This window comes from Methyloligella sp. GL2, from assembly GCF_013341275.1.
In the GTDB taxonomy this organism is placed as follows: Bacteria; Pseudomonadota; Alphaproteobacteria; order Rhizobiales; family Methyloligellaceae; genus Methyloligella.
This window is the reverse complement of record NZ_CP054476.1, coordinates 1,830,499-1,857,288: the sequence shown is the minus strand read 5'-3', so window position 1 is coordinate 1,857,288 and position 26,790 is coordinate 1,830,499. Positions and strand designations below refer to the sequence as shown.

The 26,790-nt window shown below is 63.2% G+C and carries 23 protein-coding genes; 20 read left to right on the top strand and 3 right to left on the bottom strand.

Annotation, left to right across the window (positions count from 1 at the left end; genetic code table 11):
• Positions 1-215 precede the first annotated feature (215 nt).
• From mce to HT051_RS08755, 5 genes are all read left to right on the top strand, one after another.
• Positions 216-620, top strand: a complete 405-nt coding sequence (mce, locus tag HT051_RS08775) for a methylmalonyl-CoA epimerase (protein ID WP_174541683.1) — start codon at positions 216-218, stop codon at positions 618-620.
• Between the two features lie 5 nt (positions 621-625).
• A complete protein-coding gene (locus tag HT051_RS08770) occupies positions 626-901 on the top strand; it encodes a DUF1467 family protein (RefSeq protein ID WP_174541682.1) in 276 nt (91 codons plus the stop codon).
• Between the two features lie 539 nt (positions 902-1,440).
• Positions 1,441-2,787, top strand: a complete 1,347-nt coding sequence (proS, locus tag HT051_RS08765) for a proline--tRNA ligase (RefSeq protein WP_174541681.1) — start codon at positions 1,441-1,443, stop codon at positions 2,785-2,787.
• On the top strand, positions 2,784-4,067 hold the full coding sequence (locus HT051_RS08760) for a lipoprotein-releasing ABC transporter permease subunit (RefSeq protein WP_174541680.1): 1,284 nt from the start codon (positions 2,784-2,786) through the stop codon (positions 4,065-4,067). Before proS ends, HT051_RS08760 begins: the two co-directional genes overlap by 4 nt.
• 7 nt (positions 4,068-4,074) lie before the next feature.
• Complete coding sequence (locus HT051_RS08755; RefSeq protein WP_174541679.1) at positions 4,075-4,797, top strand: ABC transporter ATP-binding protein; 723 nt, start codon at positions 4,075-4,077, stop codon at positions 4,795-4,797.
• Between the two features lie 36 nt (positions 4,798-4,833).
• Here HT051_RS08755 and HT051_RS08750 read toward each other — a convergent pair whose 3' ends face one another.
• Positions 4,834-5,091, bottom strand: a complete 258-nt coding sequence (locus HT051_RS08750; protein ID WP_174541678.1) for a DUF2188 domain-containing protein — start codon at positions 5,089-5,091, stop codon at positions 4,834-4,836.
• Positions 5,092-5,361: 270 nt separating this feature from the next.
• On the opposite strand from HT051_RS08750, the gene dnaE reads away from it, so the two are divergent.
• From dnaE to lpxB, 15 genes are all read left to right on the top strand, one after another.
• Positions 5,362-8,841: a DNA polymerase III subunit alpha gene (gene dnaE, locus HT051_RS08745; RefSeq protein WP_174541677.1), complete on the top strand. Its 3,480-nt coding sequence runs from the start codon at positions 5,362-5,364 to the stop codon at positions 8,839-8,841.
• Positions 8,842-9,101: 260 nt separating this feature from the next.
• On the top strand, positions 9,102-10,064 hold the full coding sequence (gene rpsB / locus HT051_RS08740) for a 30S ribosomal protein S2 (RefSeq protein ID WP_174541676.1): 963 nt from the start codon (positions 9,102-9,104) through the stop codon (positions 10,062-10,064).
• Positions 10,065-10,131: 67 nt separating this feature from the next.
• Positions 10,132-11,028: a translation elongation factor Ts gene (tsf, locus tag HT051_RS08735; protein WP_208454300.1), complete on the top strand. Its 897-nt coding sequence runs from the start codon at positions 10,132-10,134 to the stop codon at positions 11,026-11,028.
• 122 nt (positions 11,029-11,150) lie between these two features.
• Positions 11,151-11,888 (top strand): UMP kinase, encoded by a 738-nt coding sequence (gene pyrH / locus HT051_RS08730; RefSeq protein WP_174541675.1) that lies wholly within the window; start codon positions 11,151-11,153, stop codon positions 11,886-11,888.
• 136 nt (positions 11,889-12,024) lie between these two features.
• Positions 12,025-12,582, top strand: coding sequence for a ribosome recycling factor (frr, locus tag HT051_RS08725; protein WP_174541674.1), 558 nt, complete (start codon positions 12,025-12,027; stop codon positions 12,580-12,582).
• A 64-nt stretch (positions 12,583-12,646) separates the two neighbouring features.
• On the top strand, positions 12,647-13,393 hold the full coding sequence (locus HT051_RS08720; RefSeq protein WP_174542942.1) for an isoprenyl transferase: 747 nt from the start codon (positions 12,647-12,649) through the stop codon (positions 13,391-13,393).
• A complete protein-coding gene (locus tag HT051_RS08715) occupies positions 13,390-14,274 on the top strand; it encodes a phosphatidate cytidylyltransferase (RefSeq protein WP_174541673.1) in 885 nt (294 codons plus the stop codon). Before HT051_RS08720 ends, HT051_RS08715 begins: the two co-directional genes overlap by 4 nt.
• A gap of 24 nt (positions 14,275-14,298) precedes the next feature.
• Positions 14,299-15,570: a 1-deoxy-D-xylulose-5-phosphate reductoisomerase gene (dxr, locus tag HT051_RS08710; protein WP_174541672.1), complete on the top strand. Its 1,272-nt coding sequence runs from the start codon at positions 14,299-14,301 to the stop codon at positions 15,568-15,570.
• A 26-nt stretch (positions 15,571-15,596) separates the two neighbouring features.
• Positions 15,597-16,748 carry an RIP metalloprotease RseP gene (gene rseP, locus HT051_RS08705; RefSeq protein ID WP_174541671.1) on the top strand — a complete coding sequence of 384 codons (1,152 nt, stop codon included), beginning with the start codon at positions 15,597-15,599 and terminating at the stop codon, positions 16,746-16,748.
• 166 nt (positions 16,749-16,914) lie between these two features.
• The gene (bamA, locus tag HT051_RS08700; RefSeq protein ID WP_246810032.1) at positions 16,915-19,260 is read left to right on the top strand and encodes an outer membrane protein assembly factor BamA; all 2,346 of its coding nucleotides are present in this window, start codon (positions 16,915-16,917) and stop codon (positions 19,258-19,260) included.
• 78 nt (positions 19,261-19,338) lie between these two features.
• Positions 19,339-20,406: a UDP-3-O-(3-hydroxymyristoyl)glucosamine N-acyltransferase gene (gene lpxD, locus HT051_RS08695; RefSeq protein ID WP_174541669.1), complete on the top strand. Its 1,068-nt coding sequence runs from the start codon at positions 19,339-19,341 to the stop codon at positions 20,404-20,406.
• Between the two features lie 33 nt (positions 20,407-20,439).
• Positions 20,440-20,922 carry a 3-hydroxyacyl-ACP dehydratase FabZ gene (gene fabZ / locus HT051_RS08690; RefSeq protein WP_174541668.1) on the top strand — a complete coding sequence of 161 codons (483 nt, stop codon included), beginning with the start codon at positions 20,440-20,442 and terminating at the stop codon, positions 20,920-20,922.
• A 2-nt stretch (positions 20,923-20,924) separates the two neighbouring features.
• Positions 20,925-21,734, top strand: a complete 810-nt coding sequence (lpxA, locus tag HT051_RS08685; protein WP_174541667.1) for an acyl-ACP--UDP-N-acetylglucosamine O-acyltransferase — start codon at positions 20,925-20,927, stop codon at positions 21,732-21,734.
• A complete protein-coding gene (locus tag HT051_RS08680) occupies positions 21,709-22,599 on the top strand; it encodes an LpxI family protein (protein WP_174541666.1) in 891 nt (296 codons plus the stop codon). The genes lpxA and HT051_RS08680 overlap by 26 nt, the downstream gene beginning before the upstream one ends.
• The gene (lpxB, locus tag HT051_RS08675; protein ID WP_174541665.1) at positions 22,592-23,803 is read left to right on the top strand and encodes a lipid-A-disaccharide synthase; all 1,212 of its coding nucleotides are present in this window, start codon (positions 22,592-22,594) and stop codon (positions 23,801-23,803) included. The genes HT051_RS08680 and lpxB overlap by 8 nt, the downstream gene beginning before the upstream one ends.
• 58 nt (positions 23,804-23,861) lie before the next feature.
• Here lpxB and gltA read toward each other — a convergent pair whose 3' ends face one another.
• Both gltA and gltX read right to left on the bottom strand, forming a co-directional pair.
• Positions 23,862-25,181 carry a citrate synthase gene (gene gltA, locus HT051_RS08670; protein ID WP_174541664.1) on the bottom strand — a complete coding sequence of 440 codons (1,320 nt, stop codon included), beginning with the start codon at positions 25,179-25,181 and terminating at the stop codon, positions 23,862-23,864.
• A 176-nt stretch (positions 25,182-25,357) separates the two neighbouring features.
• Positions 25,358-26,779: a glutamate--tRNA ligase gene (gltX, locus tag HT051_RS08665; protein WP_174541663.1), complete on the bottom strand. Its 1,422-nt coding sequence runs from the start codon at positions 26,777-26,779 to the stop codon at positions 25,358-25,360.
• Positions 26,780-26,790 lie beyond the last annotated feature (11 nt).

Below are 26,790 nucleotides of genomic sequence, written 5' to 3'. Positions count from 1 at the left end.
AATACCTCCTCGTCATTGCCGGGCTTGACCCGGCAATCCAGAGCCAAGCGCCCCAGGGCTGACGCACTGGATGCCCGGGTCAAGCCCGGGCATGACGTAAGAGGAAAATCGCGAACGCACGGCCCCTAGCGAAAGCCGCAGAACCCCAGTACAACTGGCCGCAATATCGGGGCCATCCCCGCCAAAAGCTCATTTGTGAAGGAGTATCTCTCCCCATGATCGGACGCTTGAATCACGTCGCCATCGCCGTACCGGATCTGAAAGCCGCCGCGGATCTCTACCGCAACACCCTGAACGCCAAGGTGTCGGAGGAGGTGGATCAGCCCGAGCATGGCGTGACCACCGTCTTTATCGAGCTTCCCAATACCAAGATCGAGCTGCTCGGCGTGTTCGGCGACAAATCCCCGATCGCAAGCTTCCTGGAGCGCAATCCCGGCGGCGGCATCCACCACATTTGCTACGAGGTGGACGACATCGTCGCCGCCCGCGACAAGCTGGTTGCCGACGGCGTCCGGGTGCTGGGCGAGGGCGAGCCGAAGATCGGCGCCCACGGCAAGCCGGTGCTGTTCCTGCATCCGAAGGATTTCGCCGGAACCCTGGTCGAGTTGGAACAGGCGTAAGAGCAATGACCCTCGCCTTCGGCATCGCAATCTATTTTGTGATTTGGTGGATCGTGCTGTTCGCCATGCTGCCCTTCGGCGTGAAGCCGCAAGGCGAGGAGGGCGAGATCCCGCCGGGCACCACGGCCAGCGCACCGACCAATCCGCGCTTCCTGCCCAAGATCATCGCCACCACGGTGGTCGCGACCATCGTCTTCGGCGCCGTCTATTTCTTCGTCTTCAGCGGCCGCTTCAGCCTCGACGATATCCCGTTCCTGCCGCGCTACGAGACCGTCCGCTAGGCGCGAATCCCGCCAAGCCGGCAGGCCCGAATCCGGACAAAAAAAAGAGCAAGGCCGGCGCGCCTCGCTCCTTTTGAAGTTGTTTTTTAGGCTCCGATTTCCCGGTCCTTGGCCATGCCGTGCCCGCGTATGAGCACAAAGGAAAGGTGGACCGAAAAGGCTGCGTCTATGTCGTTGGTGCGCGCCTAGAGCTCTTTCCTCCCAAGACTTGGACCGGGTCCAATCTCAACGCGGTGACACGAGATCGTTCTCAGTCCCGTCTTCCAACACGTTGTGAAAGGACACTATCCCAGCCGCGCCAAAATGTCACCAAGGATTGTGACCGGACGCCGCATCTTTTTGGATTTTCGCATCATTCTGCTTATCGCTTGTGCAATTTCGACGGCTGCTCGCGAGTCCTTCGCCTAACATTGCACCGTTTCGCTAAAGTGATGTATGAGCGCCCCATTCTTCGACAAACCGAAATTGAACTATTCGCGGCGCGGCGCGGCGGGTACAACAGCGACCGACACGCCGCATTTTGATTCAGACGGGCCCTCATGCGTCTAAGCCAATATTTCCTTCCCATCCTGCGCGACGACCCCAAAGAAGCCGAGATCGTCTCGCATCGGCTGATGCTGCGCGCAGGTATGCTCCGCCAATCCAGCGCCGGCATCTATTCCTGGCTGCCGCTCGGCTACAAGGTGCTGAACAAGATCGAAACGATCGTCCGCGAGGAGCAGAATAGGGCAGGCGCCCTGGAGCTCTTGATGCCGACCATTCAGCCGGCCGAGCTCTGGCGCGAGAGCAAGCGCTACGAGGCCTACGGCAAGGAGATGCTGCGCATCACCGACCGCCACGAGCGCGACATGCTCTACGGCCCGACAAACGAGGAAATGATCACCGAGATCTTCCGCGCCGGCGTCAAATCCTACAAGGAGCTGCCGCGCATCCTCTATCACATCCAGTGGAAGTTCCGCGACGAGGTCCGGCCCCGATTCGGCGTCATGCGCGGCCGCGAATTCCTGATGAAGGATTCCTATTCCTTCGACCTCACCAAGGACGACTCGGTGAAGTCCTACAACAAGATGTTCGTCTCCTATTTGCGCACCTTCGCGCGCATGGGGCTGCAGGCGGTGCCGATGCGTGCCGAGACCGGCCCGATCGGCGGCGATCTCTCCCACGAGTTCATCATTCTCGCCGAGACCGGCGAATCGGCGGTGTTCTGCCACAAGGATCTGGTGGAGATGACGGCCCCGCCGAGGGACGTCGATTATTCCGGCGATCTCACCCCTTATGTGCGTCAGCGGACCGAGCTCTACGCCGCCACCGAGGATGTGCACGAGCCGGAGCGCTTCGAAAAAGAAGTGCCCGAAGACAAGCGCCTGTCGGCGCGCGGCATCGAGGTCGGTCAGGTCTTTTATTTCGGCACCAAATATTCGGAGCCGATGAATGCCAAGGTGCAGGGCCCCAACGGCGAGCTGGTGCCGGTCGAGATGGGATCCTACGGCATCGGCGTCTCCCGCCTTGTCGGTGCCATCATCGAGGCCCATCACGACGATGCGGGCATCGTCTGGCCGCAGGCCGTGGCACCGTTCGATGCCGGGCTGATCAATCTGAAATCTGGCGACAGCGCCACCGATTCTGCCTGCGAGCAGATCTACGAGAGACTGACCCATGCCGGGCTCGACATCCTCTATGACGATCGCGACGACCGGGCAGGGGCCAAATTCACCACCATGGATTTGATCGGGCTGCCCTGGCAGATCATCGTCGGGCCGAAGGGACTGGCCGCCGGCGAGATCGAGGTAAAGAATCGCGCCACCGGCCAGAAGAGCAATCTCAGTCTCGATGCCGCCTGCCAGCTCGTGGCGGGCGCCGTCGCGGAGGCCAAGGAGGACGCATGAGCGTATCCGGCAGCGATGCCCCCACAAGCCGCGGGGCCTTTGCGCCCTATGAATGGCTTGTGGCCTTGCGCTACCTGAAGCCGCGGCGGAAGGAGGGCTTCATCTCCGTCATCGCCGGCTTCTCGTTTCTCGGCATCGTGCTCGGCGTCGCCACGCTGATCATCGTCATGGCGGTGATGAACGGCTTCCGCCAGGAGCTGTTCGACAAGATGCTCGGCCTCAACGGCCATGTCGTGGTGCACAGCCTCGGCGACGATTTCACCAACTACGCCGAAGTCACCAAGAATATCGCCGCCGTGCCCGGCGTGCGCTATGCGCTGCCGCTGATTGAAGGCCAGGTGATGATCTCCACGCCCTCAACCGCCACCGGCGCTCTGGTGCGCGGCCTCAGCGAGAAGGATCTGAAGGAGCTGAAATCGGTCTCCGGCAATATCCGCTTCGGCACGCTGAACGGTTTCGACAAGGGCGACGGCGTGGCCATCGGCACCCGGCTGGCCAGCAGCCTCAATGTGAAGGTCGGCGATCAGGTCAGCCTGCTTACCCCGCGCGGCGCCTCAACCGCGCTCGGCACCGCGCCGCGGGTGAAGCGCTATCCCGTCAAGGCGATCTTCGAGCTTGGCATGTCCGAATACGATTCCTCGATCGTATTCATGCCGCTGAAGGAGGCGCAGCTCTACTTCAACAAGCCCGACAGCGTGACGGTGCTGGAAGTGGTGCTGCATTCCCCCGACGAGGTCGGCGAGCTCGGCCCTAAGATCCTCGATGCCGGCGGCCCCACCATCTATATCAGCGACTGGCGGCAGCGGAACGCCACCTTCTTCAACGCGCTGCAGGTGGAGCGGAACGTGATGTTCCTGATCCTCACCCTGATCGTGCTGGTCGCCGCGCTGAACATCATCTCCGGCATGATCATGCTGGTGAAGGATAAGGGCTCGGACATTGCGATCTTACGCACCATGGGCGCCTCGCGCGCCGCGGTGATGCGCATCTTCTTCATCACCGGCGCCAGTATCGGCGTCGTCGGCACGCTGGCGGGGCTGATCCTCGGCGTGCTGGTCTGCGTCAATATCGAATCCTTGCGCGAGTTCATCGCCTGGGCGACCAATACCGAGCTGTTCTCGCCGGAGCTTTATTATCTGTCGCAGATGCCGGCGGATATGGATCCGGGCGAGACCGTCTCCGTGGTCATCATGGCGCTGTCGCTCTCCGTGCTCGCCACTCTGTATCCATCCTGGAAAGCGTCCCGGCTCGATCCGGTCGAAGCGCTTCGTTACGGCTAGGTTTCCCTTGAGTTCGTCATCCGAAACACCCGCCCTCAAGCTGGAAGGGCTGACCCACAGCTTCAAGCAGGGCCCGCGCGCGCTCACCGTGCTGGATGGCGTGAACGCGGAAATTTATCCGGGAGAGACCGTCGCGCTGCTCGGCCCCTCCGGCGCCGGCAAATCCACTCTGCTGCATATCGCCGGGCTCCTGGAGCAGCCGGGCGACGGCAAGGTGATCATCGGCGGCACCGATTGCGGACGCCTAAACGATCAGGAGCGCACCCGCATGCGCCGCCGGGAGATCGGCTTCGTCTATCAGTTCCATCATCTGCTGCCGGAGTTTTCCGCGCTGGAGAATGTGATCATCCCACAGATGATCCTCGGCCGCTCCCGCAGCGAGTCCGCGACGCGGGCGCAGACGCTGCTGGAGACCTTCGGCCTCGCGGAGCGGGCGGAGCACCGTCCGGCAGAGCTTTCCGGCGGCGAGCAGCAGCGCGTAGCCATCGCCCGCGCCGTCGCCAATACGCCGAAATTGCTGCTGGCCGACGAGCCGACCGGCAATCTCGACCCGCCGACCGGCGAACGCGTCTTCGAAGAGCTGTTGCTTCTGGTGCGCGAGACCGGCGTCGCGGCGCTGATCGCCACCCATAACCTCGACCTCGCAGCTCGCATGGACCGCGTGCTGCGAGTCGTCGACGGTCAGCTGATCGAAGAAACCGTGATCTCAGCCGAGATCGTCTCGGAATAGCCCGTAGAGGCTCCCGCTTAGGAGAGGGGTCAGCGCTTAGGAGGCTTCGGCGCGGCTGGACGCTGCCAGCGGGTAGGGATCCTGGCCGTAGATCCAGGCCGTGCGAATCTCGCTCTCCGGCTCCTGCACCAGGACTTCTGCTGCCTCGCCTTTGCTGCCGACGCTATAGGCTGCATCGACCGCCGCCTGCACCGCCGCTTCCTGCTGGCGGAACGGTCCGTAACGCCCGCCATTCACGGTGACATGCCAAGCATTGTCGCTGAACACGATGAAAAATTGGGTGGTCCGGGACACGCGCAACTCCATTTCCATCTTAAGGTAGCAGTCTAAATCCCCATTCAACCGTGCCATTTCGCAACCTTAGCCGCCCTATGGTTGCAGTTAAAGTATAACTTCAATCTAACAGTTTGATGTAAGAACAGAGTGCGAACATCGCAGTTTCAGTGGATACTCTCTGGATAACCGGTCGAGCGCAGCACTCTATCGCTTCACCGCTCCCTTAGAATCTGGGAGGGCTAAAGAGCGCCGTTCGCTCGAATTCTCACAGTGGAATTAACAGTTTACATGCCTGACTCTGGCCAGCCGACCTTCATCCATCTTCGCACCCATTCGGCCTATTCGCTGCTGGAAGGGGCGTTGAAGATCGGCAAGCTGAAGGATCTGGCCCTCGGCGATGCGCAGCCGGCCCTGGCACTCACCGACACCAACAACCTGTTCGGCGCGCTGGAATTCTCCAGCGTCATCGCCGATGCCGGCATCCAACCCATCATCGGATCCAGCCTCGCCGTCAGCCTCGAGACAGCGGCGGAAGAGGGACCCGGCGGCGAGATCGAAGCGCCGGAGCCTTCCGGCCGCATCGCGCTGCTGGCCAAGGACGAGACTGGCTATGCCAATCTCATGCGGCTTTCCAGCACCGCCTATCAGACGGCAGCAGACACCGGCACGGTTGTCGTCGGCATCGACCAGCTCTCCGCCTGCACCGAAGGGCTGATCGCCCTGACCGGCGGCCCCGAGGGGCCCATCGACAGCGCTATCGCCGAGGGCAACCTGGACACGGCCGAGGAACGGCTGCGCCTGCTGCACCGGCTCTACGGCGACCGGCTTTATGTCGAGATCCAGCGCCACGGCACCCAGAAGGAAAGGGCGGTCGAGCCGGAACTCCTGAAGCTCGCCTATGGGCTGGAGCTTCCCATCGTCGCCACCAACGAATCCTATTTCGCCAGCCAAGACGATTTCGAGGCCCATGACGCGCTGCTCTGCATCGCGCAAGGAAGCTATATCGCCGTCGACGAACGGCGGCGGGTCACCCCGGAGCATTACTTCAAGACGCAAAGTCAAATGGCGGCGTTATTCGCCGATCTGCCCGAGGCCATCGCCAATACGGTGGAGATCGCCAAGCGCTGCGCCTACCGCCCGGTGAAGCAGGCGCCGATGCTGCCGAGCTTCGTCGCCGATGCCGCATCCCCCGAAGCGCAGGCCGAGGCCGAGGCGCAGACCTTGCGCGAGCGCTCCAAGGCCGGCCTGGCCAAACGCCTGGAGGCGCAAGGCCTCGCCCCCGGCCATACCGAGCAGGACTATGCCGAGCGGCTGGAGTTCGAGCTCGACGTCATCATCCGGATGAAATATCCGGGCTACTTCCTGATCGTTGCCGACTTCATCCAATGGGCCAAGGCCCATGGCATTCCGGTCGGTCCGGGCCGCGGCTCCGGCGCCGGCTCTCTGGTCGCCTGGGTGCTGACCATCACCGATCTCGATCCCATCCGCTTCGGCCTGATCTTCGAGCGCTTCCTCAATCCGGACCGCGTGTCGATGCCGGACTTCGATATCGACTTCTGCCAGGACCGGCGCGACGAGGTGATCGCCTATGTGCGCGATCATTACGGTGCCGACCGCGTCGCTCAGATCATCACCTTCGGTAAGCTGCAGGCCCGCGCCGTGTTGCGTGATGTCGGCCGCGTGCTGCAGATGCCCTACGGCCAGGTCGACAAGCTCTGCAAGCTGGTGCCCAACAATCCGGCCAATCCGGTGACCCTGGCCGAGGCCATCGAAGGCGAGCCGCTGCTGCAGGAAGCCCGCGATTCCGAAGAGATCGTCGCCAAGCTGCTGGATATCGGCCAGCGCCTGGAAGGGCTCTACCGCCACGCCTCTACCCATGCCGCGGGCGTGGTGATCGCCGACCGGCCGCTGATCGATCTGGTGCCGCTCTACCGCGACCCGCGCGCCCAGCTTCCCGCCACCCAGTTCAACATGAAATGGGTGGAGAATGCCGGGCTGGTGAAGTTCGACTTTCTCGGGCTGAAGACCCTCACCGTCATCCAGCAGGCGGTGAACTTCATCCGCGAGAAGGGGGAGGAGATCGACATGCTCCATGTCCCCCTCGACGACAAGAACACCTTCGAGATGCTGGCCCATGGCGAGACCGTCGGCGTGTTCCAGGTGGAAAGTCTCGGCATGCGCCGCGCCCTGGTCGACATGGTGCCGGACCGCTTCGAAGACCTGATCGCCCTGGTCGCGCTCTACCGTCCGGGTCCGATGGCCAATATCCCGGTCTATTGCGCCCGCAAGCTCGGCCAGGAGAGCATCCAATATCTGCATCCCAAGCTGGAGCCGATCCTGGCCCCGACTTACGGCGTCATCACCTATCAGGAGCAGGTGCAGCAGATCGCCCGCGACATGGCCGGCTTCACCCTGGCGGAGGCCGATCTCCTCCGCCGCGCCATGGGTAAGAAGATCAAGTCGGAGATGGACAAGCAGCGCGGCCGCTTCATGAAGGGCGCCGAGGAGCGGGGCATCCAGAAGATCACCGCCCAGGAGATCTTCGACGCCTGCGCCAAGTTCGCCGAATACGGCTTCAACAAATCCCACTCCGCGCCATACGCCTTCCTGACCTATCAAACCGCCTATCTGAAGGCGAACTACCCGGTCGAGTTCCTCGCCGCCTCGATGACGCTGGATATGGGGAACACGGAGAAGCTGGCCGGCTTCGTGCAGGAGGCCCACCGCCTCGGCATCGAGATTCTGCCCCCTTCGGTGAACCACTCCGACGTTCCGTTCATACCGGGAGAGGACACCATCCGCTATTCCCTGGCGGCGCTGCGCAATGTCGGCAAATCGGCGGTGGAGCATATTGCGGCCGAACGGCAGGCGAAGGGGCCGTTCAAGGACATTTCCGACTTCGCCCGCCGCATCAATCCGCGCCACGTCAATAAGCGCGCACTGGAGATGCTGTGCGCCGCAGGCGCTCTGGACTGCCTGGATATCGACCGGGCGCTAGCGTTCGAAAATATCGACCGCATCCTCGCCATCGGCAATCAAAGCCAGCAGGATGCCAATGACGGCCAGAACAATCTCTTCGGCGGCGATAACAGCCCGCCGCCGCCCGTGCCGTTGCGCAAAGTAACGCCCTGGCTTCCCACCGACCGGCTGGCACGGGAGTTCGACGCCGTCGGCGTGTTCCTCACCGGCCATCCTCTCGACGACTATCAGGAAATTCTCGATGCCATCGGCGCAGAGAGCTGGTCCTCTCTTGCCGCCAAGGCCAAATCCCAGAAGGTGGTCGGCAAGGTGGCGGGCTCCGTGGTCTCCAAACGCGAGCGCAAGAGCCGCGCCGGCAATGCCTTCGCCTTCGTCGGCGCCTCAGACCGCACCGGCCAGTTCGAAGCGGTGATCTTCTCCGAAGCGCTGAACGAAGCCCGCCCGATGCTGGAGACCGGCAATGTGGTGCTGTTCGATCTGGAGGCGGAGATGGACGGCGACACCGTCAAGGCCCGCATCCTCGGCGTCTCCTCGCTGGAGAAAGCCGCCGCCCGTGTGCCGACCGGCTTGCGTCTCGTGCTGGACAGCCACGCCGCTATGAAGGCCATCGCCGAGACTCTCGCCAAGAACGGAAACGGCAATGGCCGGGGGCCGCTTCGCCTCCTGGTCCGCCTCGACGATATGGACCGCGAGGTGGAACTGACCCTGCCGCAGGGCATCAGCGCCACGCCGAAACAGCGCGGCGCCCTGTCGGTGATCGAAGGGGTGCGCCAGATCCAGTCGCTCTGAGCGGCGGATTGCGCCGAAAGCCGGCCCCGAGGGGCACGGTTTTCTGCCCCGCATGTCTTGTCTTTTCTGCCCTGCATGTCTTGCCAACGAAATAATCGCTGCCTATAACCCGCTTCATCTCACACGCGGGGAGATGCGTTGCGGGTCCACGACAACGGGCCAGCTCTCGCTCCGGTGGCCGGATAGCTCCGAAACGCTCGGATTTAGCCGGTTTCACAAGCCCCGCGGAGGAAGAACCGGAAAAAAGGAGACGCAGGCCCATGGCACTGCCCGACGTTACCATGCGTCAGCTTTTGGAAGCTGGCGTGCATTTCGGCCACCAGACGCATCGCTGGAACCCGAAAATGGCCCCCTATATCTACGGGGACCGCAACAACATCCACATTATGGACCTCACCCAGACGGTCCCGCTGCTGCATCAGGCGCTCGTTCAGATCTCCGATGTGGTGGCCAGCGGCGGCCGCGTGCTCTTCGTGGGCACCAAGCGCCAGGCTTCCGAGGCCATCGCCGAAGCCGCCCGCTCCTGCGCCCAGTACTACATCAATCACCGCTGGCTCGGTGGCACGCTGACCAACTGGCGCACCATCTCGCACTCCATCAAGCGTCTGAAATCGCTCGAGGAACTGCTTGGCGGCGACACGCACGGCCTGACCAAGAAGGAGCTGCTGCAGCTCACCCGCGAGCGCGACAAGCTTGAGCGGGCGCTGGGCGGCATCAAGGATATGGGTGCTCCGCCGGACATGATGTTCGTGATCGACACCAACAAGGAAAGCATCGCCATTGCGGAAGCCCGCAAGCTGAACATGCCGGTGGTGGCGATCGTCGATTCCAATTGCGATCCCGACGGCATCACCTATCCGATCCCGGGCAACGACGATGCCGGCCGCGCCATCACGCTGTATTGCGATCTGGTGGCCCGTGCCGCGCTTGACGGTATCGAGCGTGCTCAGGGCTCGATCGGCGTCGATATCGGCGAATCCGAAGAGCCCATCGCCGAGCCGGCCCTCGAGACCGAGGAAGTCGTGGTCGAGGAAACGGTGACCGCCGAAGCGGAAGTCCCCGCCGAAGCCGCTCCGGCCGAGGCTGAGGAGAAGGCGCCGGCCAAGACGGCTGCCAAATCCGCCAAGAAGCCGGCCACCAAGAAATCTCCTGCCAAGACCAAGGCGGCCGCCAAGGACGAGTCCGGCGACGCCGAAGGCAGCGAAACCGAAAAGGCCGAGTAACTCGGCTCCCATTCGCGGCCCCGAGCAACGCGCCCGGGGCCGCCAACATCTATTTAGAGGCTAAGGAATGGCGACGATTACCGCGAGCATGGTGAAGGACCTGCGCGAAAAGACCGGTGCAGGCATGATGGACTGCAAGGCGGCCCTCAACGAGGCCGGCGGCGACATCGAGGCGGCAACCGATTGGCTCCGCACCAAGGGGCTGGCCCAGGCCGCCAAGAAGGCTGGCCGCGTGGCTGCGGACGGGCTCGTGGGCCTTTCCGCCAAGGATGGCGAGGCCGCTCTGGTCGAGGTCAATTCCGAGACCGACTTCGTCGCCCGCAACGACACCTTCAAGGAGCTGGTCTCCAAGATCGCCGAAGCCGCGCTCGGCGCGAAGGGTGATCTGGACGCGCTGGAAAAGGCTGCCTATCCGGGCGGTTCCAGCTCCGTCGCCGAGACCCTGAAAGAGATGGTCGGCTCCATCGGCGAGAACATGCAGCTCCGCCGTACCGCCTATCTTTCGGTCGATAACGGCACCGTGGCCAACTACATCCACAATGCCATGAGCGACGGGCTCGGCAAGATCGGTGTCATCGTTGCCCTGGAATCCACCGGCGACAAGGACGCCCTTGCCAATCTCGGCCGCCAGATCGCTATGCATATCGCCGCCGCCAATCCGCAGGCCGTCGAGACCGCAGATCTCGATCCGGCGCTGGTCGAGCGCGAGCGCGCCGTGCTGGTCGAGCAGGCCAAGGAATCCGGCAAGCCGGACAACGTCATCGAGAAGATGGTCGAAGGGCGCCTGCGCAAGTTCTACGAAGAGGTCGTGCTTCTGTCCCAGGCCTTCGTCATGGACACCGACCTGTCCGTCGGCAAGGCCGTCACCGAGGCAGAAAAGACCGTCGGCGCGCCGATCAAGGTCACCGGCTTCTACCGCTTTGCCCTCGGCGAGGGGATCGAGCAGGGCGACGGCGAGGAGTGAAGTTGCAGCCGCCGTCTCCGGCTTTTAGAAACATGCGGTGTATTGGCCGATTCTCCCGCATTTCGCGGGAGGATCACCGCTGGCGCTAAGCCGCCGGCGCGCATCGCTGGAGTCGGAACCTTATGGCCGCAAAACAGGCAGCTCTGAACTACCGGCGCGTCCTTCTCAAACTTTCCGGTGAAGCCCTGATGGGCGACCGCCAGGGCGGTATCGACGTCGCCACCTTGGACCGCATCGCCACCGACGTTGCCGAGGCCGTCGATCTCGGCGCCGAGATCTGTCTCGTCGTCGGCGGCGGCAATATCTATCGCGGCCTCGCCGGGGCGGCCCAGGGCATGGACCGGGTCAGCGGCGACTATATGGGCATGCTGGCGACGGTGCTGAACGGGCTGGCGCTCGGCAGCGCCATCGAGGCCCGCGGCCACGCCGCAAGGGTGATGTCGGCGATCCCGATGCCGACGGTCTGCGAACCGTTCATCCGCCCCGTCGCCTTGCAGCATCTCGAGAAGGGCCGCATCGTCATTCTTGCCGGCGGCACCGGCAATCCGTTTTTCACCACCGATACGGCGGCCGCCTTGCGCGCAGCGGAGATGAACTGCAATGCGCTTTTGAAGGCAACCCAGGTCGACGGCGTCTATAGTGCCGACCCGAAGAAAGTGCCCGATGCCACCCGCTTCGACGCCTTGAGCTTCCATGAGGTGCTGGAGAAGGACCTGCGCATCATGGACGGGGCTGCAATCGCCCTTGCCCGGGACAACGAGATTCCGATAGTTGTTTTTTCCTTGAAGCAGAAAGGCGGGATCGCCGCCGTTTTGCAGGATAAGGGGGCCTTCACCACCATTGGCGGCGAGGGCCGGTAACGGTTCCGGCACCCGGCCGGGCGGCTTTTGCGGATTCCGCAAGCCATCGCGGCCGGGATAAGACGGTTGAACGATATAAAAGGTGCGCATCCGGTCTCCGGCCGCACCGGGATGAGAAGCGCGGGGAGAGCGTGTGATGGCCGATTTCGACCTAAATGACATCGAGAAGCGGATGCGCGGCGCGCTGAGCGTGCTGAAGCACGAATTCGCCGGGCTACGCACCGGCCGCGCCAGCGCCAGCATGCTCGACCCGATCACCGTCAACGCCTATGGCAGCTCCATGCCGCTGAGCCAGGTCGGCTCGGTGAACGTGCCGGAGCCGCGCATGCTCACCATCCAGGTCTGGGACAAAACCCTGGTCTCGGCGGTGGAGAAGGCGATCCGCGAATCCGATCTCGGCCTCAATCCAGTGATAGAAGGCGAGCTTCTGCGGCTTCCGATCCCGGAGCTGAACGAGGAGCGCCGCCAGGACCTGGCCAAGGTCGCCCATAAATATGCCGAACAAGCCCGCGTTGCTGTGCGCAATGTGCGCCGCGATGGCATGGAACATTTGAAGCGCATGGAAAAAGATGGCGAAATGGGCAAAGACGAGCACCACGGTTTCTCAACCAAGGTGCAGGATTTGACCGATACGGTCATCAAAGAGATCGACGAATCCTTGGCCTCCAAGGAAGCCGAAATCATGCAGGTCTAGACTGCCTGCGGCCTGTCCGGGCCGCTGATCGAACTGCAACGAGGAGCACGACGTGACCCTTGCGATGGATAAGCCCTCGCTCGCCGACGGAGACGGAGCCGTACCGTTCCATGTTGCAATCATCATGGACGGCAACGGCCGCTGGGCCGCCGAGCGCGGTTTGCCGCGCACCGAAGGGCACCGCCGCGGTGTCGACACGGTGCGCAAGACCGTGCAGGCCGCTCTCGAGCTCGGACTGACCCATCTCACCCTGTTCAGCTTCTCCTCGGAGAACTGGTCGCGGCCGCCAAGCGAGATCCGCGATCTGTTCGGCCTGTTGCGCATGTTCATCCGCCGCGATCTGGCCGATCTGCACAAGCATGGCATCAAGCTGAAGATGATCGGCGCGCGCGAGGGGCTCGATCCCGACGTGCTGCATATGATCGACGATGCCGTCGCCCTGACCCAGAACAACACCGCGCTGACCTTGACCATCGCGCTCAATTACGGCGCGCGTGACGAGATTGCCCGCGCCGCCCAGCGTCTGGCCGAAGACGCCGCCGCCGGCAGGATCGAGCCGGACGCCGTCACGCAAGACGCGTTTGCCGGATATCTCGACACGGCCGGTCTGCCCGATCCGGACCTCCTGATCCGCACCAGCGGCGAGCAGCGCCTCAGCAATTTCCTGCTCTGGCAGCTCGCCTATAGCGAATTCGTCTTCGTCGACGCCTATTGGCCCGATTTCTCCAGGGAGCTGTTTGAGGGCGCACTCGCCGAATACCAGCAGCGAAACCGGCGTTTCGGCGGCGTTTCGGCGAGATCCACCGCGTGAGCGACCCGAACGGCGCCAAGTCAGACCCGGCCAAGCCAGATCTCGCCAAGGCGAACCTGCCCACCGAGAATAAAAGCTCTAGGGAACTCGCAACCCGGGCCTTTTCCGCCGTGGTCATGGCCGCCGGCGCCATCGCCGCGGTGCTTGTCGGCGTCTGGGCCTTCGCGCTGCTGATCATCGCCGGCTCTCTCATCGTCAATTGGGAGTGGTCGCGCCTGGTGCGGGGCGAGGGGGCCGACCGCCTCGCCGTCATTCATGCCGCCACCATTCTCGCCGTGGTGGTGTTCATGGCGGTGGACCGCCCGGCGGAAGCGGCGCTCGTGCTCGCCGTCGCCCTCGGCGTCACCCTGATTATCGGCCGCGGCAAGCCGGCCCTCATATGGTCCACCGGCTGGCTGGTCTATTTCAGCGCCGCCGCCGCGGCCTTCATCTGGCTGCGCACCGGCGAAGCCTACGGCATCACATCCTTGCTCTTCTTGTTCGCCATTGCCTGGACCGCCGACACATGCGCCTATGCCGGCGGCAAGCTGATCGGCGGACCGAAGCTCGCCCCAAAGATCTCGCCCAACAAGACCTGGGCCGGGTTTCTCTGCGGCGTCAGTCTGCCGGCCCTTGTCGGCATCGCTTTCGCGCTCGGTCTTGACACCTCATGGGTGTGCCTTGCCCTGATCGCCATGGTGCTGGCGCTCGCCTGTCAGCTCGGCGATCTCACCGAAAGCGGCGTGAAGCGCCTTTTTGGTGCCAAAGACACCGGCAAGCTTATTCCCGGCCATGGCGGGCTGCTCGACCGGATCGACGGTCTGATGCTCGCCGGCATCGTTGCGGCGCTGATCGCATTGCGAAACATCCCTCATCCGGGGCAGGGGCTTCTGCTATGGTAGCCTCACCCGAATTCGAGATTTGATATGAGCGTCCTGCGCCAACACATTGAGCCGATTCCGGTATCTTCCGCGCCCGCCGCGCCGAAGAGCGTCACGGTTCTGGGCGCGACCGGCTCCATCGGCGAGAATACGCTGGACCTGGTCGGCCGCGATCCGGAAGCCTATCGGGTCGTCGCGCTGACCGCCGGCAGCAAGGTGGCGCGGCTTGCCGAGCTGGCCATTCTGCATAAGGCTGAGCTGGCGGTGATCGCCGACGAAACCCGCTATGCGGAGCTGAAGGACCGTCTTGCCGGCACCGGCATCGAGGCTGCCGCCGGGCGCGCGGCCGTGATCGAGGCGGCCGGCCGCCCCGCCGACTGGACCATGGCCGCCATCGTCGGCGTCGCCGGGCTGGAGCCGACGTTGGCCGCCGTGGCGCAAGGTAACGCCGTCGCCGTGGCCAACAAGGAATGCCTGGTCTCGGCCGGCAGCCTGTTCATGGCCGAGGTGGCCCGTCACGGCGCAACGCTGATTCCCGTCGATTCGGAGCATGCCGCCGCCGCCCAGCTGATGACCGCCGAGACGCCGGCACCAGGACGCAGCTTCAATCTGGCCGAGGAAAAGGGCATCGAGCGGCTTTGCCTGACCGCTTCCGGCGGCCCGTTCCGCGATTTGAGCCGCGATGAGATGGCCAAGGTCACGCCGGAGCGGGCGATCAAGCATCCGACCTGGTCCATGGGGCGGAAAGTCAGCCTCGATTCGGCGACGCTGATGAACAAGGCGCTGGAGATGCTCGAGGCCCACCATCTGTTCGGCCTCGCACCCAATCGCATCGACGCCCTGATTCACCCGCAATCGGTGGTGCATTGCCTGGTCTATTACCGCGACGGCGCGGTGCTGGCCCAGATGAGCCCGCCGGATATGCGCACCCCCATCGCCTATAGCCTGGCCTGGCCGGAGCGCATGCCGGTTCCCATGGCGCCGCTGGATCTGGCCAAGCTCGGCACGCTGAGTTTCGAATCGCCCGACGAAGCCCGGTTTCCGGCCCTGCGTCTGGCCCGCGAAGCGCTGGCCGCGGGCGGCAATGCCGGCACCGTGCTCAATGCCGCCAATGAGGTGGCAGGCGAAGCCTTTCTCGCCGGCGAAATCGGCTTTCTGGCGATTGCCGAGGTGGTCGAATCGGCCTTGACCGAGCAGGGCAGCGGCGGCGGGACGCCGGCCATGCGCCTCGAAGACGTCACAGCAATCGACCGGGCGGCGCGGGCAAGCGCTCAAAGCGCAATCAAGAGGTTTGCATCGCGCGCCTCCGCCGTTTAAGAAAATCAAAACCTTAAGGGATACCCATGGACATTCTCACCAGCCTTCTCGGCTATGGCGGCTCCTTCCTGTCTTACCTGCTGCCGTTCCTCCTGGTTTTGACCATCGTCGTTTTCTTCCACGAGCTGGGCCATTTCCTGGTCGCCCGCTGGTGCGGCGTCGATGTCCGGGTATTCTCGATCGGCTTCGGCCCGGAAATCTGCGGGTTCACCGATAAGCACGATACGCGCTGGCGGCTCTCCTGGATCCCGCTTGGCGGCTACGTGAAATTCATCGACGACGAGAACGCCGCGAGCGCCCAAGCGCAAGGCGGCGAAGCCTTCGAAAACCTCTCCGAAGCGGAGAAAAAGCGCAGTTTTCAGGGCAAAACCCTAGCTCAGCGCGCCGCCATCGTGGCTGCCGGTCCGATCGCCAATTTCATCCTCGCCATCGCCATCTTCACGGTGATGTTCAGCGTCTTCGGCCAGCAGGTCACCGCACCTCAGGTGGATGTGGTGCGGCCCGACAGTGCCGCCGAGCGCGCCGGCTTCCAGCCCGGCGACATGGTCGTGGAAGTCGACGGCAGCAAGATCGACAGTTTCCGCGAGCTGCAGCAGATCGTCGGCATGAACGCCGGAAATGCCCTGCAATTCGTGGTCGACCGCAATGGCGATCTGGTCAATCTCACCGCCACGCCGGAGCTGAAAGAGATCGAAGACCGCTTCGGCAATAAGATTCCCATGGGAATCTTGGGAATCGAGCGAAAAGCCGGGGCAGGTGAGGTTTCCCTGCAACGGCAAGACCCAATTAGCGCCCTCGGTTCGGCGGTTAACCAATGTTATCTGGTTGTTAGCCGCTCCTTGGGTTATATTTTCGAGGTGGTGACGGGCAAGGCGAAGCCCGATCAACTCGGGGGGCCTATTCGTATTGCGCAAGTCTCTGGCCAAGCTGCGAGTCTCGGAATTCTTGCGGTCATCAATCTCGCAGCTATCATCTCGGTCAGTATTGGCCTCATCAACCTGTTCCCAATTCCAATGTTGGATGGGGGACATCTTCTGTTCTACGCGATCGAGGCAATCAGGGGGCGGCCGTTGAGCGAAAGAAGCCAGGAAGTGGGTTTCCGCATTGGCCTCGCACTGGTTCTTATGCTAATGATTTTCGCTACTTGGAATGATCTGATTCACATTAGCTTTTCATAGTCGTCGTATGACGCATTGCGGTGTAGCCAGGCAGTAGACGAACCCAGCGCACCGCGGGGGACTGTCAACAAATTACGGCCATAAAGAGTGGCCAGCTTCGATCTCGAGTACTGCGTCAACGGGGATCGGCGTGAGGGGGACAACACCAGAAATGGTGCGCTGTAGCTTGTTAAAAGGACTGGTCTTCGCCGTCCTGACGATTGTTAGCGCAATTCCGCTTTCCGTCGGGATCAGCCTCGTTGTCGGCGACGAGGCTCAGGCACAAACCATCACCTCCATTCAGGTCCAGGGCAATCGGCGCGTCGAAGCGGCGACCGTTCGTGCCTACCTGACCTTTTCTGTCGGCGACACCTACGACCCCGCCGAAGTCGATGAATCCCTGAAAACCTTGTTCTCCACCGGCCTGTTCAAGGATGTCCGCATCCGCGGCAATGCCGGGGTGGTGACCATCTACGTGGTCGAGAACCCGATCGTGAATCGGGTGACCTTCGAGGGCAATAAGGAGATCAAGGACGACGCGCTCATGGCCGAAGTGTCATTGAAGCCGCGGACCGTCTTCACTCAGGCGCGGGTTCAGGCTGACGTTCAACGCATTCGAACGCTCTATGAGCGGCAGGGCATGTATTCGGTGTCGATCAATCCGGTCGTCACCAACGTCGCCAATAACCGGATCGACGTCACCTATCAGATCGGCGAGGGCGAAACCACGAAGGTGCGCGCCATCCACTTCGTCGGCAATAATTCCTACAGCGACTCCCAGCTCCGCTATGTGATCTCCACCACGCGGACCAACTGGCTGAGCTTCCTGAAAAACACCAATATCTACGATCCCGACCGCCTGAACCTCGATAAGGAGCTGCTGCGTCAGTTCTATCTGAAGGAAGGCTATGTCGACGTTCAGGTCGTCTCCGCCATCGCCGAGGTCGATCCCAATAAGGACGGCTTCGTCATCACCTTCACCATCGATGAGGGTGCGCGCTACCGGATCGGCGCAGTGGATATCGAATCCCATCTGCCTGCGGTGAACGTCGAAGCCTTGCGCGGCGACATCAAAACCCGCACCGGCAAATGGTATGACGCCTCCAAGGTGGAGCGGACCGTCGAGGCGCTGACGGTGGACGTCTCGCAGCAGGGCTATGCGTTCAGCCAGGTCAAGCCGCGGCTGGAGCGCGATCCCACCAATCAGATCGTCAACATCACCTATCTCCTGGAGCAGGGGCCGCGGGTCTATATCGAGCGTATCGACATCGTCGGCAATTACCGCACCCACGATTCCGTCATCCGCCGCGAGTTCCGCCTGTCGGAAGGCGATGCCTATAACCGCCTCCTGGTGGAAGCGGCGCGCGGACGCCTGCGCAAGCTCGGCTTCTTCAAGAGCGTCGACATCGATACCAGCCCCGGCAGCGCGCCCGACCGCGTGGTGCTGACTGTGCGCGTCGAAGAGCAGCCCACCGGCGAGCTCTCCTTCGGTGTCGGCTACTCCACCAGCGAAGGCATCATCGGCGATATCGCGATCTCCGAACGCAACTTCATGGGCCGCGGCCAGTATGTCCGCTTGGGCGTGTCCGGCAGTATGGAGCGCTCGCAGGTCGACTTCAGCTTTACCGAGCCGCACTTCCTGGGCCGCAATCTGGCGGCAGGCTTCGACCTGTTCCACAAGGATGTCGATTACTCCGACGTCGCTTCGTTCTCGCAGAAAAACTCCGGCGGCACGCTGCGCCTCGGCTTCCCGGTGGCGGAGGATACCCGCCTCGGCCTGCGCTACTCCTACGAGCATGAAGAGATCTACGACGTTACCAATAATGCGTCGCCTGTGATCAAGGCCTCCGAAGGCACCGCCGACGTCTCCAGCATCGGCTATACGCTGGCCTACGACACCCGGAACCTTCCGCAGTCTCCGACCCAGGGTATTTTCGTCTCCTTCAGCCAGGATATGGCGGGTCTCGGCGGCACGGTGAACTACATCCGGACCGTGGGTGACGCCCGCGGCTACTACCCGCTGACCAAGAAGATCACCCTGGCCGGCCGCCTGCAGGGTGGTGTGATCGAGGGCTGGGGCGATACCCATTGCGGCGACAGCCTCTCGACCTCCGATCCGGGCTGTCTGCGCCTGACCGACCTGTTCTTCAAGGGCGGCGAGACCATCCGCGGCTTCGAGCGCGCTGGTATCGGCCCACGTGACTTGGGCTCGTCCAACCACGACGCACTTGGCGGCAAGGTCTACTATGCGGCCACCGCGGAGGTGCGCTTCCCGATGCCGCTGATCCCCGAGAATCTCGGCATGCAGGGCGCCTTCTTCGTCGATGCCGGCTCGCTCTATGACGCCAGCTCTCTTGCGAAGAACGTCGCGGTGGATATTGCCGACGGCAACGATCTTCGCGCCTCGGCCGGCTTCAGTGTGATCTGGGCCTCGCCGCTCGGGCCATTGCGGGCTGATATCGCCCAGGCCTTCCTGAAGACCGACTACGACGAGACAGAGGTCTTCCGCTTCGGCGCCTCGACCAACTTCTAGGTCAAGCCGGCGTTACTCATAAGGGCTGCCCCGTCCGGGGCAGCTTGCCCTCGGCATCCAGTCGGTGGATAACGAACCATGCAACATCCCGGCTTTTTCCATCGCGCGGGTCCGTTTGCCGTCGGCGAGCTTGCCGAACGGCTCGGAGCCGAACTCGCCGAAGGCGCCGATCCCAGCACCGAAATCTCCGACATCAAGCCGTTGGAAGAGGCCGGGCAGGGCGATCTAGCCTTCCTCGACAATCGCAAATATCTGCCGATGTTCGAGGCCACCAAGGCGGCCGCCTGTCTGGTCAATCCGCGCTTTGCGGAGAAGGCGCCGAGCGGCGTCGCCTGTCTTATCACCAAGGATCCCTATCGCGCTTTCGCCAAGGCGCTCGAGATCTTCTATCCGGACTCCATGCGGCCCAAGACGGCGCCGTCGAGCGGCGAAGCCGGCGGTTTCGTCGATCCCACCGCAACGCTGGAAGACGGCGTGATCGTCGAGCCCGGCGCGGTCGTCGGACCGGAAGCCAATATCGGGGCCGGCACCCGCATCGCCGCAGGTGCGGTGATCGGCTATCGCGTCCATGTCGGCCGGGACAGCTATATCGGCCCGAACGCCGTTCTGACCCATGCGCTGGTCGGAAACCGCGTGGTGATTCATTCGGGCGTCGCCATCGGCCAGGATGGTTTCGGCTTCGCTATGAGCCCCGCAGGACACGCAAAAGTCCCGCAAATCGGCCGTGTTGTGATCCAGGATGACGTTGAAATCGGTGCAAATACCACCATCGACCGGGGCGCTCTAAAGGATACTGTCATCGGCGAGGGGACAAAAATTGATAATCTGGTCCAAATCGGGCACAACGTCGCGATCGGAAGGCATTGCATTATCGTCGCCCAAACCGGTATCTCAGGCAGCGCTGAGCTGGGAGACTTCGTCGCCCTCGGCGGCAAGGTCGGTGTCGAAGGCCATGTGAAGGTCGGAACCGGCGCTCAGATCGCCGCCACCAGTGTGGTTCGGGGCGATGTGCCGCCCGGCGTCCGCTGGGGCGGCGTGCCGGCAAAACCGGTTCGGATCTGGTTCCGCGAGGTGACGATTTTGCGCCAGCTCGCCGAAGGAAAATTGAAGGTTGAGGAAGACAAGGGAAGCGGCGAAGCCGGCTAGTCCTTGATTTTTTCGTTATAGGAGTGAGGCCGCATGGAAAAGAGCGGTGTTAAGGAGGAGCTCGGGACGGCGGATATCGTCGAGATCATGAGGCTCCTGCCGCATCGTTATCCCTTTCTTCTGGTCGATCGCATCGTCGATATGGACGGCGATCGGTCCGCGACCGGCATTAAGAACGTGACCGCCAATGAGCCTTATTTCCAAGGCCATTTCCCTGAGCGGCCGGTGATGCCTGGCGTGTTGTTGATCGAGGGTATGGCGCAAACCGCAGGCGCCTTGTGCATGCGCTTTGTCGACGACATCACGCAGCCGCCGATCGTCTATCTGATGGCGGTCGACCGGGCGCGGTTCCGTCGTCCGGTGGTGCCTGGCGATACCGTCTATTATCGCGTCAAGAAGGTGCGCAATCGCGGCAAGGTCTGGCGCTTCCGCGCCGAAGCCGTCGTCGATGGGGCAGTGGTCGCCGAAGGCGAAGTCAGCGCCGTTATCGTCGAAGAATCCGAAATTCCGGAATAGGCATGGCTCAAATCCATGCGACGGCCGTAATCGAGCCCGGCGCGAAAATCGGGGCGGATGTCGAAATCGGCCCGTTCTGCGTTGTCGGTCCCGAAGTGGAGCTGGACGATCGCGTCCGGCTGCATTCCCATGTCGTGGTCGAAGGCAAGACGGCAATCGGCGCCGGCTGCGAGATCTATCCGTTCTCGTCCATCGGCCATAGCCCACAGGATCAGAAATACCGCGGCGAGACCAGCCGGCTGACCATCGGCGAAGACACGGTGATCCGCGAGCACGTCACCATCAATCCGGGCACCGAAGGCGGCGGGCTTCTGACCTCGGTCGGCTCCCATTGCCTGATCATGGTGGGCGCCCATATCGCCCATGACTGCCGCATCGGCGATCACGTCATCCTGGTCAACAACGCGACCCTCGCCGGCCATGTGACGGTGGAAGACCACGTCATCGTCGGCGGGCTTTCCGCCATCCACCAATTCGTCCGTATCGGTGCCGGCGCCTTCATCGGCGGCATGAGCGGCGTGGAGCGCGATGTGATCCCCTTCGGCATGGCCATCGGCAACCGCGCCGTGCTCGGCGGGCTGAACCTGGTCGGGCTGAAGCGCCGCAAGCTGCCGCGCGAGCAGATCCATGGCCTGCGCCAGGCCTATCGTGCGCTGTTCGCCGAAGAGGGCACCTTGATGGAGCGTTGCGAGACCGTGGAGGCCGAATTCGCCGACAATCCGCTTGTCGCTCAGGTCATCGCCTTCATCCGCTCCAACTCCGACCGATCCTTCTGCGTGCCGGCCCATGGCGCTACGCAAGACCAGGACTGAGGACGGCGCGCAGGCGCCGGACGGCGACAGCCCCCTTGCCATTATTGCCGGCGGCGGCCCGCTGCCTTGCGTGCTGGCCGACATCACCCTCGGCCGCGGCCGCCCGGTGCATATCATTGGCCTGGTAGGCGAGGCGGACGAGGCGATAACCCGCTATCCCCATAGCTGGATGAAATGGGGCGAGATCGGCAAGCTGTTCTCGATCTTGGAAAAGAACGGCTGCCGCGACCTGGTGATGATCGGCAAGGTCACACGCCCCGATGTGAAGAATCTGAGCGTCGATTTCGGTGCTCTGAAAAGCCTGCCGTTCCTAATCACCCTCGGCACTGGCGGCGACGACAAGATCCTCTCCAGCATCGTCAACTTCTTCGAGGAGAAGGGCTTCCGCGTGCTCGGCGTCGGTCAGGTCGCGCCGGAGCTTCTGGCGGGCGAGGGGATTCTCGGCAAGAAGACACCCAGCAGCGACGACCGCGAGGATATTGCCGTCGGCTTCCGCGTGCTGGAGACCCTGGGCGCTCTCGATATCGGCCAGGCCGCGGTGATCGTGAATGCCCATGTGCTGGCGGTCGAAGCCGCCGAAGGCACCGACGCCATGCTGTCCCGCTGCGCCGATCTGCGCAAGAACCGCTATCGCTTCCGCCGCAAACGCCTCGGCGTGCTGGTCAAGGCGCCGAAGCCCGGCCAGGAGGAGCGCATCGATCTGCCCACCATCGGACCGCGCACGATAGAGCGGGCGGCGGAAGCCGGACTCTCCGGCATCGCCATCGGCGCCGGCCGCGTGCTGATCGTCGACCGGGAGGCCACCATCGCCGCCGCCAACAAGCACGGCCTGTTTCTCATTGCCGAGGCGCCCAGCGATGGCTGACACGGCTCGCCCCTTGCGCCTCTATCTCGTCGCCGGCGAGCATTCCGGCGATGCCCTCGGCGCAAGGCTGATCGCGGCCTTACGTGAAGAGGCGGGCGTGCCGCTAGAGCTGGCCGGTGTCGGCGGCGAGCTGATGCAGGCCGAAGGCTGCCCCAGCCTGTTTCCCTTGAGCGATATCGCGGTGATGGGCCCCATCGCCATTCTGCGCCAGCTTCCATTCCTGCTCCGGCGCATCAACGAGACGGCGCGCGATGCGCTTTCCTTCGATCCAGACATCCTGATCATTCTCGACAGCCCGGAATTCACCCATCAGGTGGCCAAGCGCGTGCGCAAGAAAGCACCGCAGATTCCGATTATCGATTACGTCTCGCCCAGCGTCTGGGCCTGGCGGCCGGGCAGGGCGAAGAAGATGCGCCGCTATGTCGATCACATCCTCGCCATCCTACCCTTCGAGCCGGAGGCGCATCGCCGCCTCGGCGGGCCGGCTTGCACCTATGTCGGCCATCCGCTGGCCGAGCGCATCGAATGGCTTAAGCAGCTCGACGGCGCGCCGCTGCGCGAGCAGCTCGGCATTCCCGAAGGCGTCAAGGTGCTGACCGTGCTGCCCGGCAGCCGCGGCAGCGAGGTGGAGCGGCTGATGCAGCCCTTCGGCGAAGCGCTGGCGCTGATCAAGGAGAAGATCCCCGATCTCGCCGTGGTGCTCCCCACCATGCAAAGCGTGAAGGAGAGGGTGCTGGCCGCCACGAAAGACTGGCCCATCGCGCCCCATATCGTCGAAGGCAGCGACGCCAAGTTCCAGAGCTTCAAGCTGGGCGATGCGGCGCTGGCCGCCTCCGGCACCGTCACTCTGGAGCTGGCGCTGGCCCGCATCCCCATGGTGGTCGCCTATAAGGTCGACCCGCTCGCCGCCTATATCCGCTATTTCATGACCGTGGATATGGTGGCCTTGCCCAATCTGATCCTCGGCCGCAAGGCCTTCCCGGAGCTGCTGCAGATGTACTGCACCCCGGAAGCGCTCGCCGAGGCGCTGCTGCCGCTGCTGCAAGGCGGGCCGGAACGGGACGCCCAGCTCAAAAGCCTCGATGAGGTGATTGCCAAAGTGGCCAAGGAACACCGGGCGCCGGCGCTGGAAGCCACCAAGGTGGTGCTGGACTATCGCGATACCCGCGCTGCCGCGGAAGCGGCGGCCAAAGCCGCCGGCTAGCCTCGCGCCCTTCGGCGCGCTCTCACTTATGCACGCTCCGGTTTAGCCCCGTTCTGACTTACACGCGTTCCGAAATCGGCACGTAAGAGCGCTGCTTGGCGCCGGTATAGAGCTGGCGCGGCCGGCCGATGCGCTGGTAGGGATCCTCGATCATCTCCTTCCACTGGGCGATCCAGCCCACGGTACGCGCAATCGCAAACAGCACCGTGAACATCTCGGTCGGGAAACCCAGCGCCCGCAGCGTGATGCCGGAATAGAAGTCGATATTCGGATACAGCTTCTTCTCGATGAAGTAGTCGTCGTTGAGCGCGATATGCTCCAGCTCCAGCGCGACCTTCAGGGTCGGGTCGTCGCCATGGCCGACCGCCTCGAGCACCTCGTGGCAGGTCTTCTGCATGATCTTCGCCCGCGGATCGTAATTCTTATAGACCCGGTGACCGAAGCCCATCAGCCGGAACGGATCGTTCTTATCCTTGGCCCGGGCGATGAATTCCGGGATGCGCTCCACCGTGCCGATCTGCTGCAGCATAGTGAGCGCCGCCTCGTTGGCGCCGCCATGGGCCGGGCCCCACAGACAGGCGATGCCGGCCGAGATGCAGGCGAACGGGTTGGCGCCCGACGAGCCGGCCAGCCGCACCGTGGAGGTGGAGGCGTTCTGCTCGTGATCGGCATGCAGGATGAAGATGCGGTCCATGGCCCGCGACAGCACCGGATCGACTTTGTAGGGCTCGCACGGCACCGCGAAGCACATGTTCAGGAAGTTCGCCGAGTAATCCAGGTGGTTCTGCGGATACACGAAAGGCTGGCCGATGGAATATTTATGCGCCATCGCCGCGATGGTCGGCATCTTGGCGATCATCCGGATCGAGGCCATCTCCCGCTGCTCCGGATCCCGGATATCGGTGGAGTCGTGATAGAAGGCCGAGAGCGCCCCGACCACGCCCACCATCACCGCCATCGGGTGCGCATCGCGCCGAAACCCTTTGTAGAACTGGCTCATCTGCTCGTGAACCATGGTGTGGTAGGCGATGCGGGTAGAAAAATCGTCGAACTGATCCTGGGTCGGCAGCTCGCCATTCAGCAGCAGATAGGCGCTCTCCAGGAACTTGCCGGTCTCGGCCAGCTCGTCGATCGGATAGCCGCGATACAGCAGCACACCTTCGTCGCCGTCGATGAAGGTGATCTTCGATTCGCAGCTCGCGGTGGAGGTGAAGCCCGGATCGAAGGTGAAGTGATTGGTCTTGGAATAGAGCGACGTGATGTCGATCACGTCCGGTCCCAGAGTGCCTTTGCGGATTGGCAGCTGACACTGCTCGCCATCGGCCGTCAGGGCCGCTTCCGATACCGGCGGGGCCGCATAGGTCTCTGCAACACTCATCTTTCGCCTCCCTGGGGATTTTCCCCGACCCGGGCTCAATCGGTCGTCACCGCCAAGCCCTCAACTCATCGATATTAGAACGGCGCGTAGGAACATATATTGCACCGCAAGAATTTACCGCAGTATTTTACTGCATTGCAGCAAAGACGCACGCCCAAACTCTAGGCAAACTGGCGCTATTCGGTTTGGTCCAAAATCCGGGCCAGCGATTCCGTTTTACCGAGCACATCCAGCACATCGAAAATACCGGGAGAGGTGGTCCGCCCGGTCAGCGCGGCGCGCAAAGGCTGCGCCACTTTGCCGAGCTTGCGGTCGGTCCGTTCCGCGAAGCCGCGAACCGCGTCCTCCAGCGTCTCCGGCGTCCATGTCTCGATGTTCTCCAGATCGGGGAGCAGGGCACCCAAGGTCTCCCGTCCCGCATCGTCCAGCAGTTTAGCCGCCTTCTCGTCCAAAGCCAAAGGCCGCACGGCGAACAGGAAGCCGGCACTATCGATCAATTCGATCAGGGTCTTAGCCCGTTCCTTCAGCCCCGGCATGGCGCGCAGGAGCTTGTCGCGGCCGCCCTCGCGCAAAGCTGCCAAAACCGGCTCGCTATCGGCCAGAAGCGGCAGCAGCGCCTCGATCTGTGTCACCAGCGTCTCGTCGTCCGTCTCGCGGATATAATGGCCGTTGAGATTTTCCAGCTTGGCGAAATCGAACCGCGCCGCCGAGCGTCCGATACCGGAAAGCTCGAACCATTCGATCATCTGTTCGGGGGAGATGATCTCGTCATCGCCATGGCTCCAGCCGAGCCGGACCAGATAGTTGCGCAGCGCCGCCGGCAGATAGCCCATCTCGCGATAGGCCTCCACGCCGAGCGCGCCGTGGCGCTTGGAAAGCTTGGCCCCGTCCGGCCCGTGGATCAGCGGCACATGGGCGAAGACCGGCGTTTCCCAGCCCATCGCCTTATAGAGCTGGGTCTGGCGCGCCGCGTTGGTGAGATGGTCGTCGCCGCGGATCACATGGGTGATCCCCATATCGTGATCGTCGACCACCACCGAGAGCATATAGGTCGGCGAGCCGTCGCTGCGCAGCAGAATCAGGTCGTCGAGATCCTTATTGGCGAAGGTCACCTTGCCCTGCACCTGATCGTCGATCACCGTCTCGCCATCCTCCGGCGCCTTGAAGCGGATCACCGGCGGCACGCCTTCTGGCGCTTCATGGGCCGGCCGGTCCCGCCAAGTCCCGTCATAACCGGGGGCGCGGCCCTCGGCGCGGGCCTTCTCGCGCATCGCCTGCAGCTCCTCGGCGGAGGCATAGCAGCGATAGGCCTTACCCTCTTCGAGCAGCCGCTCGGCCACCTCGCGGTGCCGCTCGGCGCGGGAGAGCTGATAGACTTCCTCGCCATCCCAATCGAGCTCCAGCCAGCGCAGCCCGTCCAGAATCGCCAGGATCGCGCCTTCGGTGGAGCGGACCTGATCGGTATCCTCGATCCGCAGCAGCATCTTGCCGCCATTGGCGCGGGCATAGAGCCAGTTGAACAAAGCGGTGCGCGCGCCGCCGATATGCAGATAGCCGGTCGGCGAAGGCGCAAAGCGCGTGATGACCTGATCGCTCATGGAATGGATTC

What these genes read in the sequence shown, in the direction of transcription:
- dnaE (WP_174541677.1), top strand. Translation starts at nt 5,362, where the DNA reads ATGCCTGACTCTGGCCAGCCGACCTTCATCCATCTTCGCACCCATTCG.
- lpxB (WP_174541665.1), top strand. Translation starts at nt 22,592, where the DNA reads ATGGCTGACACGGCTCGCCCCTTGCGCCTCTATCTCGTCGCCGGCGAG.
- dxr (WP_174541672.1), top strand. Translation starts at nt 14,299, where the DNA reads ATGAGCGTCCTGCGCCAACACATTGAGCCGATTCCGGTATCTTCCGCG.
- frr (WP_174541674.1), top strand. Translation starts at nt 12,025, where the DNA reads ATGGCCGATTTCGACCTAAATGACATCGAGAAGCGGATGCGCGGCGCG.
- gltX (WP_174541663.1), bottom strand. Translation starts at nt 26,779, where the DNA reads ATGAGCGATCAGGTCATCACGCGCTTTGCGCCTTCGCCGACCGGCTAT.
- HT051_RS08680 (WP_174541666.1), top strand. Translation starts at nt 21,709, where the DNA reads ATGGCGCTACGCAAGACCAGGACTGAGGACGGCGCGCAGGCGCCGGAC.
- lpxA (WP_174541667.1), top strand. Translation starts at nt 20,925, where the DNA reads ATGGCTCAAATCCATGCGACGGCCGTAATCGAGCCCGGCGCGAAAATC.
- pyrH (WP_174541675.1), top strand. Translation starts at nt 11,151, where the DNA reads ATGGCCGCAAAACAGGCAGCTCTGAACTACCGGCGCGTCCTTCTCAAA.
- fabZ (WP_174541668.1), top strand. Translation starts at nt 20,440, where the DNA reads ATGGAAAAGAGCGGTGTTAAGGAGGAGCTCGGGACGGCGGATATCGTC.
- rpsB (WP_174541676.1), top strand. Translation starts at nt 9,102, where the DNA reads ATGGCACTGCCCGACGTTACCATGCGTCAGCTTTTGGAAGCTGGCGTG.
- HT051_RS08720 (WP_174542942.1), top strand. Translation starts at nt 12,647, where the DNA reads ATGGATAAGCCCTCGCTCGCCGACGGAGACGGAGCCGTACCGTTCCAT.
- gltA (WP_174541664.1), bottom strand. Translation starts at nt 25,181, where the DNA reads ATGAGTGTTGCAGAGACCTATGCGGCCCCGCCGGTATCGGAAGCGGCC.
- HT051_RS08770 (WP_174541682.1), top strand. Translation starts at nt 626, where the DNA reads ATGACCCTCGCCTTCGGCATCGCAATCTATTTTGTGATTTGGTGGATC.
- mce (WP_174541683.1), top strand. Translation starts at nt 216, where the DNA reads ATGATCGGACGCTTGAATCACGTCGCCATCGCCGTACCGGATCTGAAA.
- lpxD (WP_174541669.1), top strand. Translation starts at nt 19,339, where the DNA reads ATGCAACATCCCGGCTTTTTCCATCGCGCGGGTCCGTTTGCCGTCGGC.
- proS (WP_174541681.1), top strand. Translation starts at nt 1,441, where the DNA reads ATGCGTCTAAGCCAATATTTCCTTCCCATCCTGCGCGACGACCCCAAA.
- tsf (WP_208454300.1), top strand. Translation starts at nt 10,132, where the DNA reads ATGGCGACGATTACCGCGAGCATGGTGAAGGACCTGCGCGAAAAGACC.
- HT051_RS08760 (WP_174541680.1), top strand. Translation starts at nt 2,784, where the DNA reads ATGAGCGTATCCGGCAGCGATGCCCCCACAAGCCGCGGGGCCTTTGCG.
- rseP (WP_174541671.1), top strand. Translation starts at nt 15,597, where the DNA reads ATGGACATTCTCACCAGCCTTCTCGGCTATGGCGGCTCCTTCCTGTCT.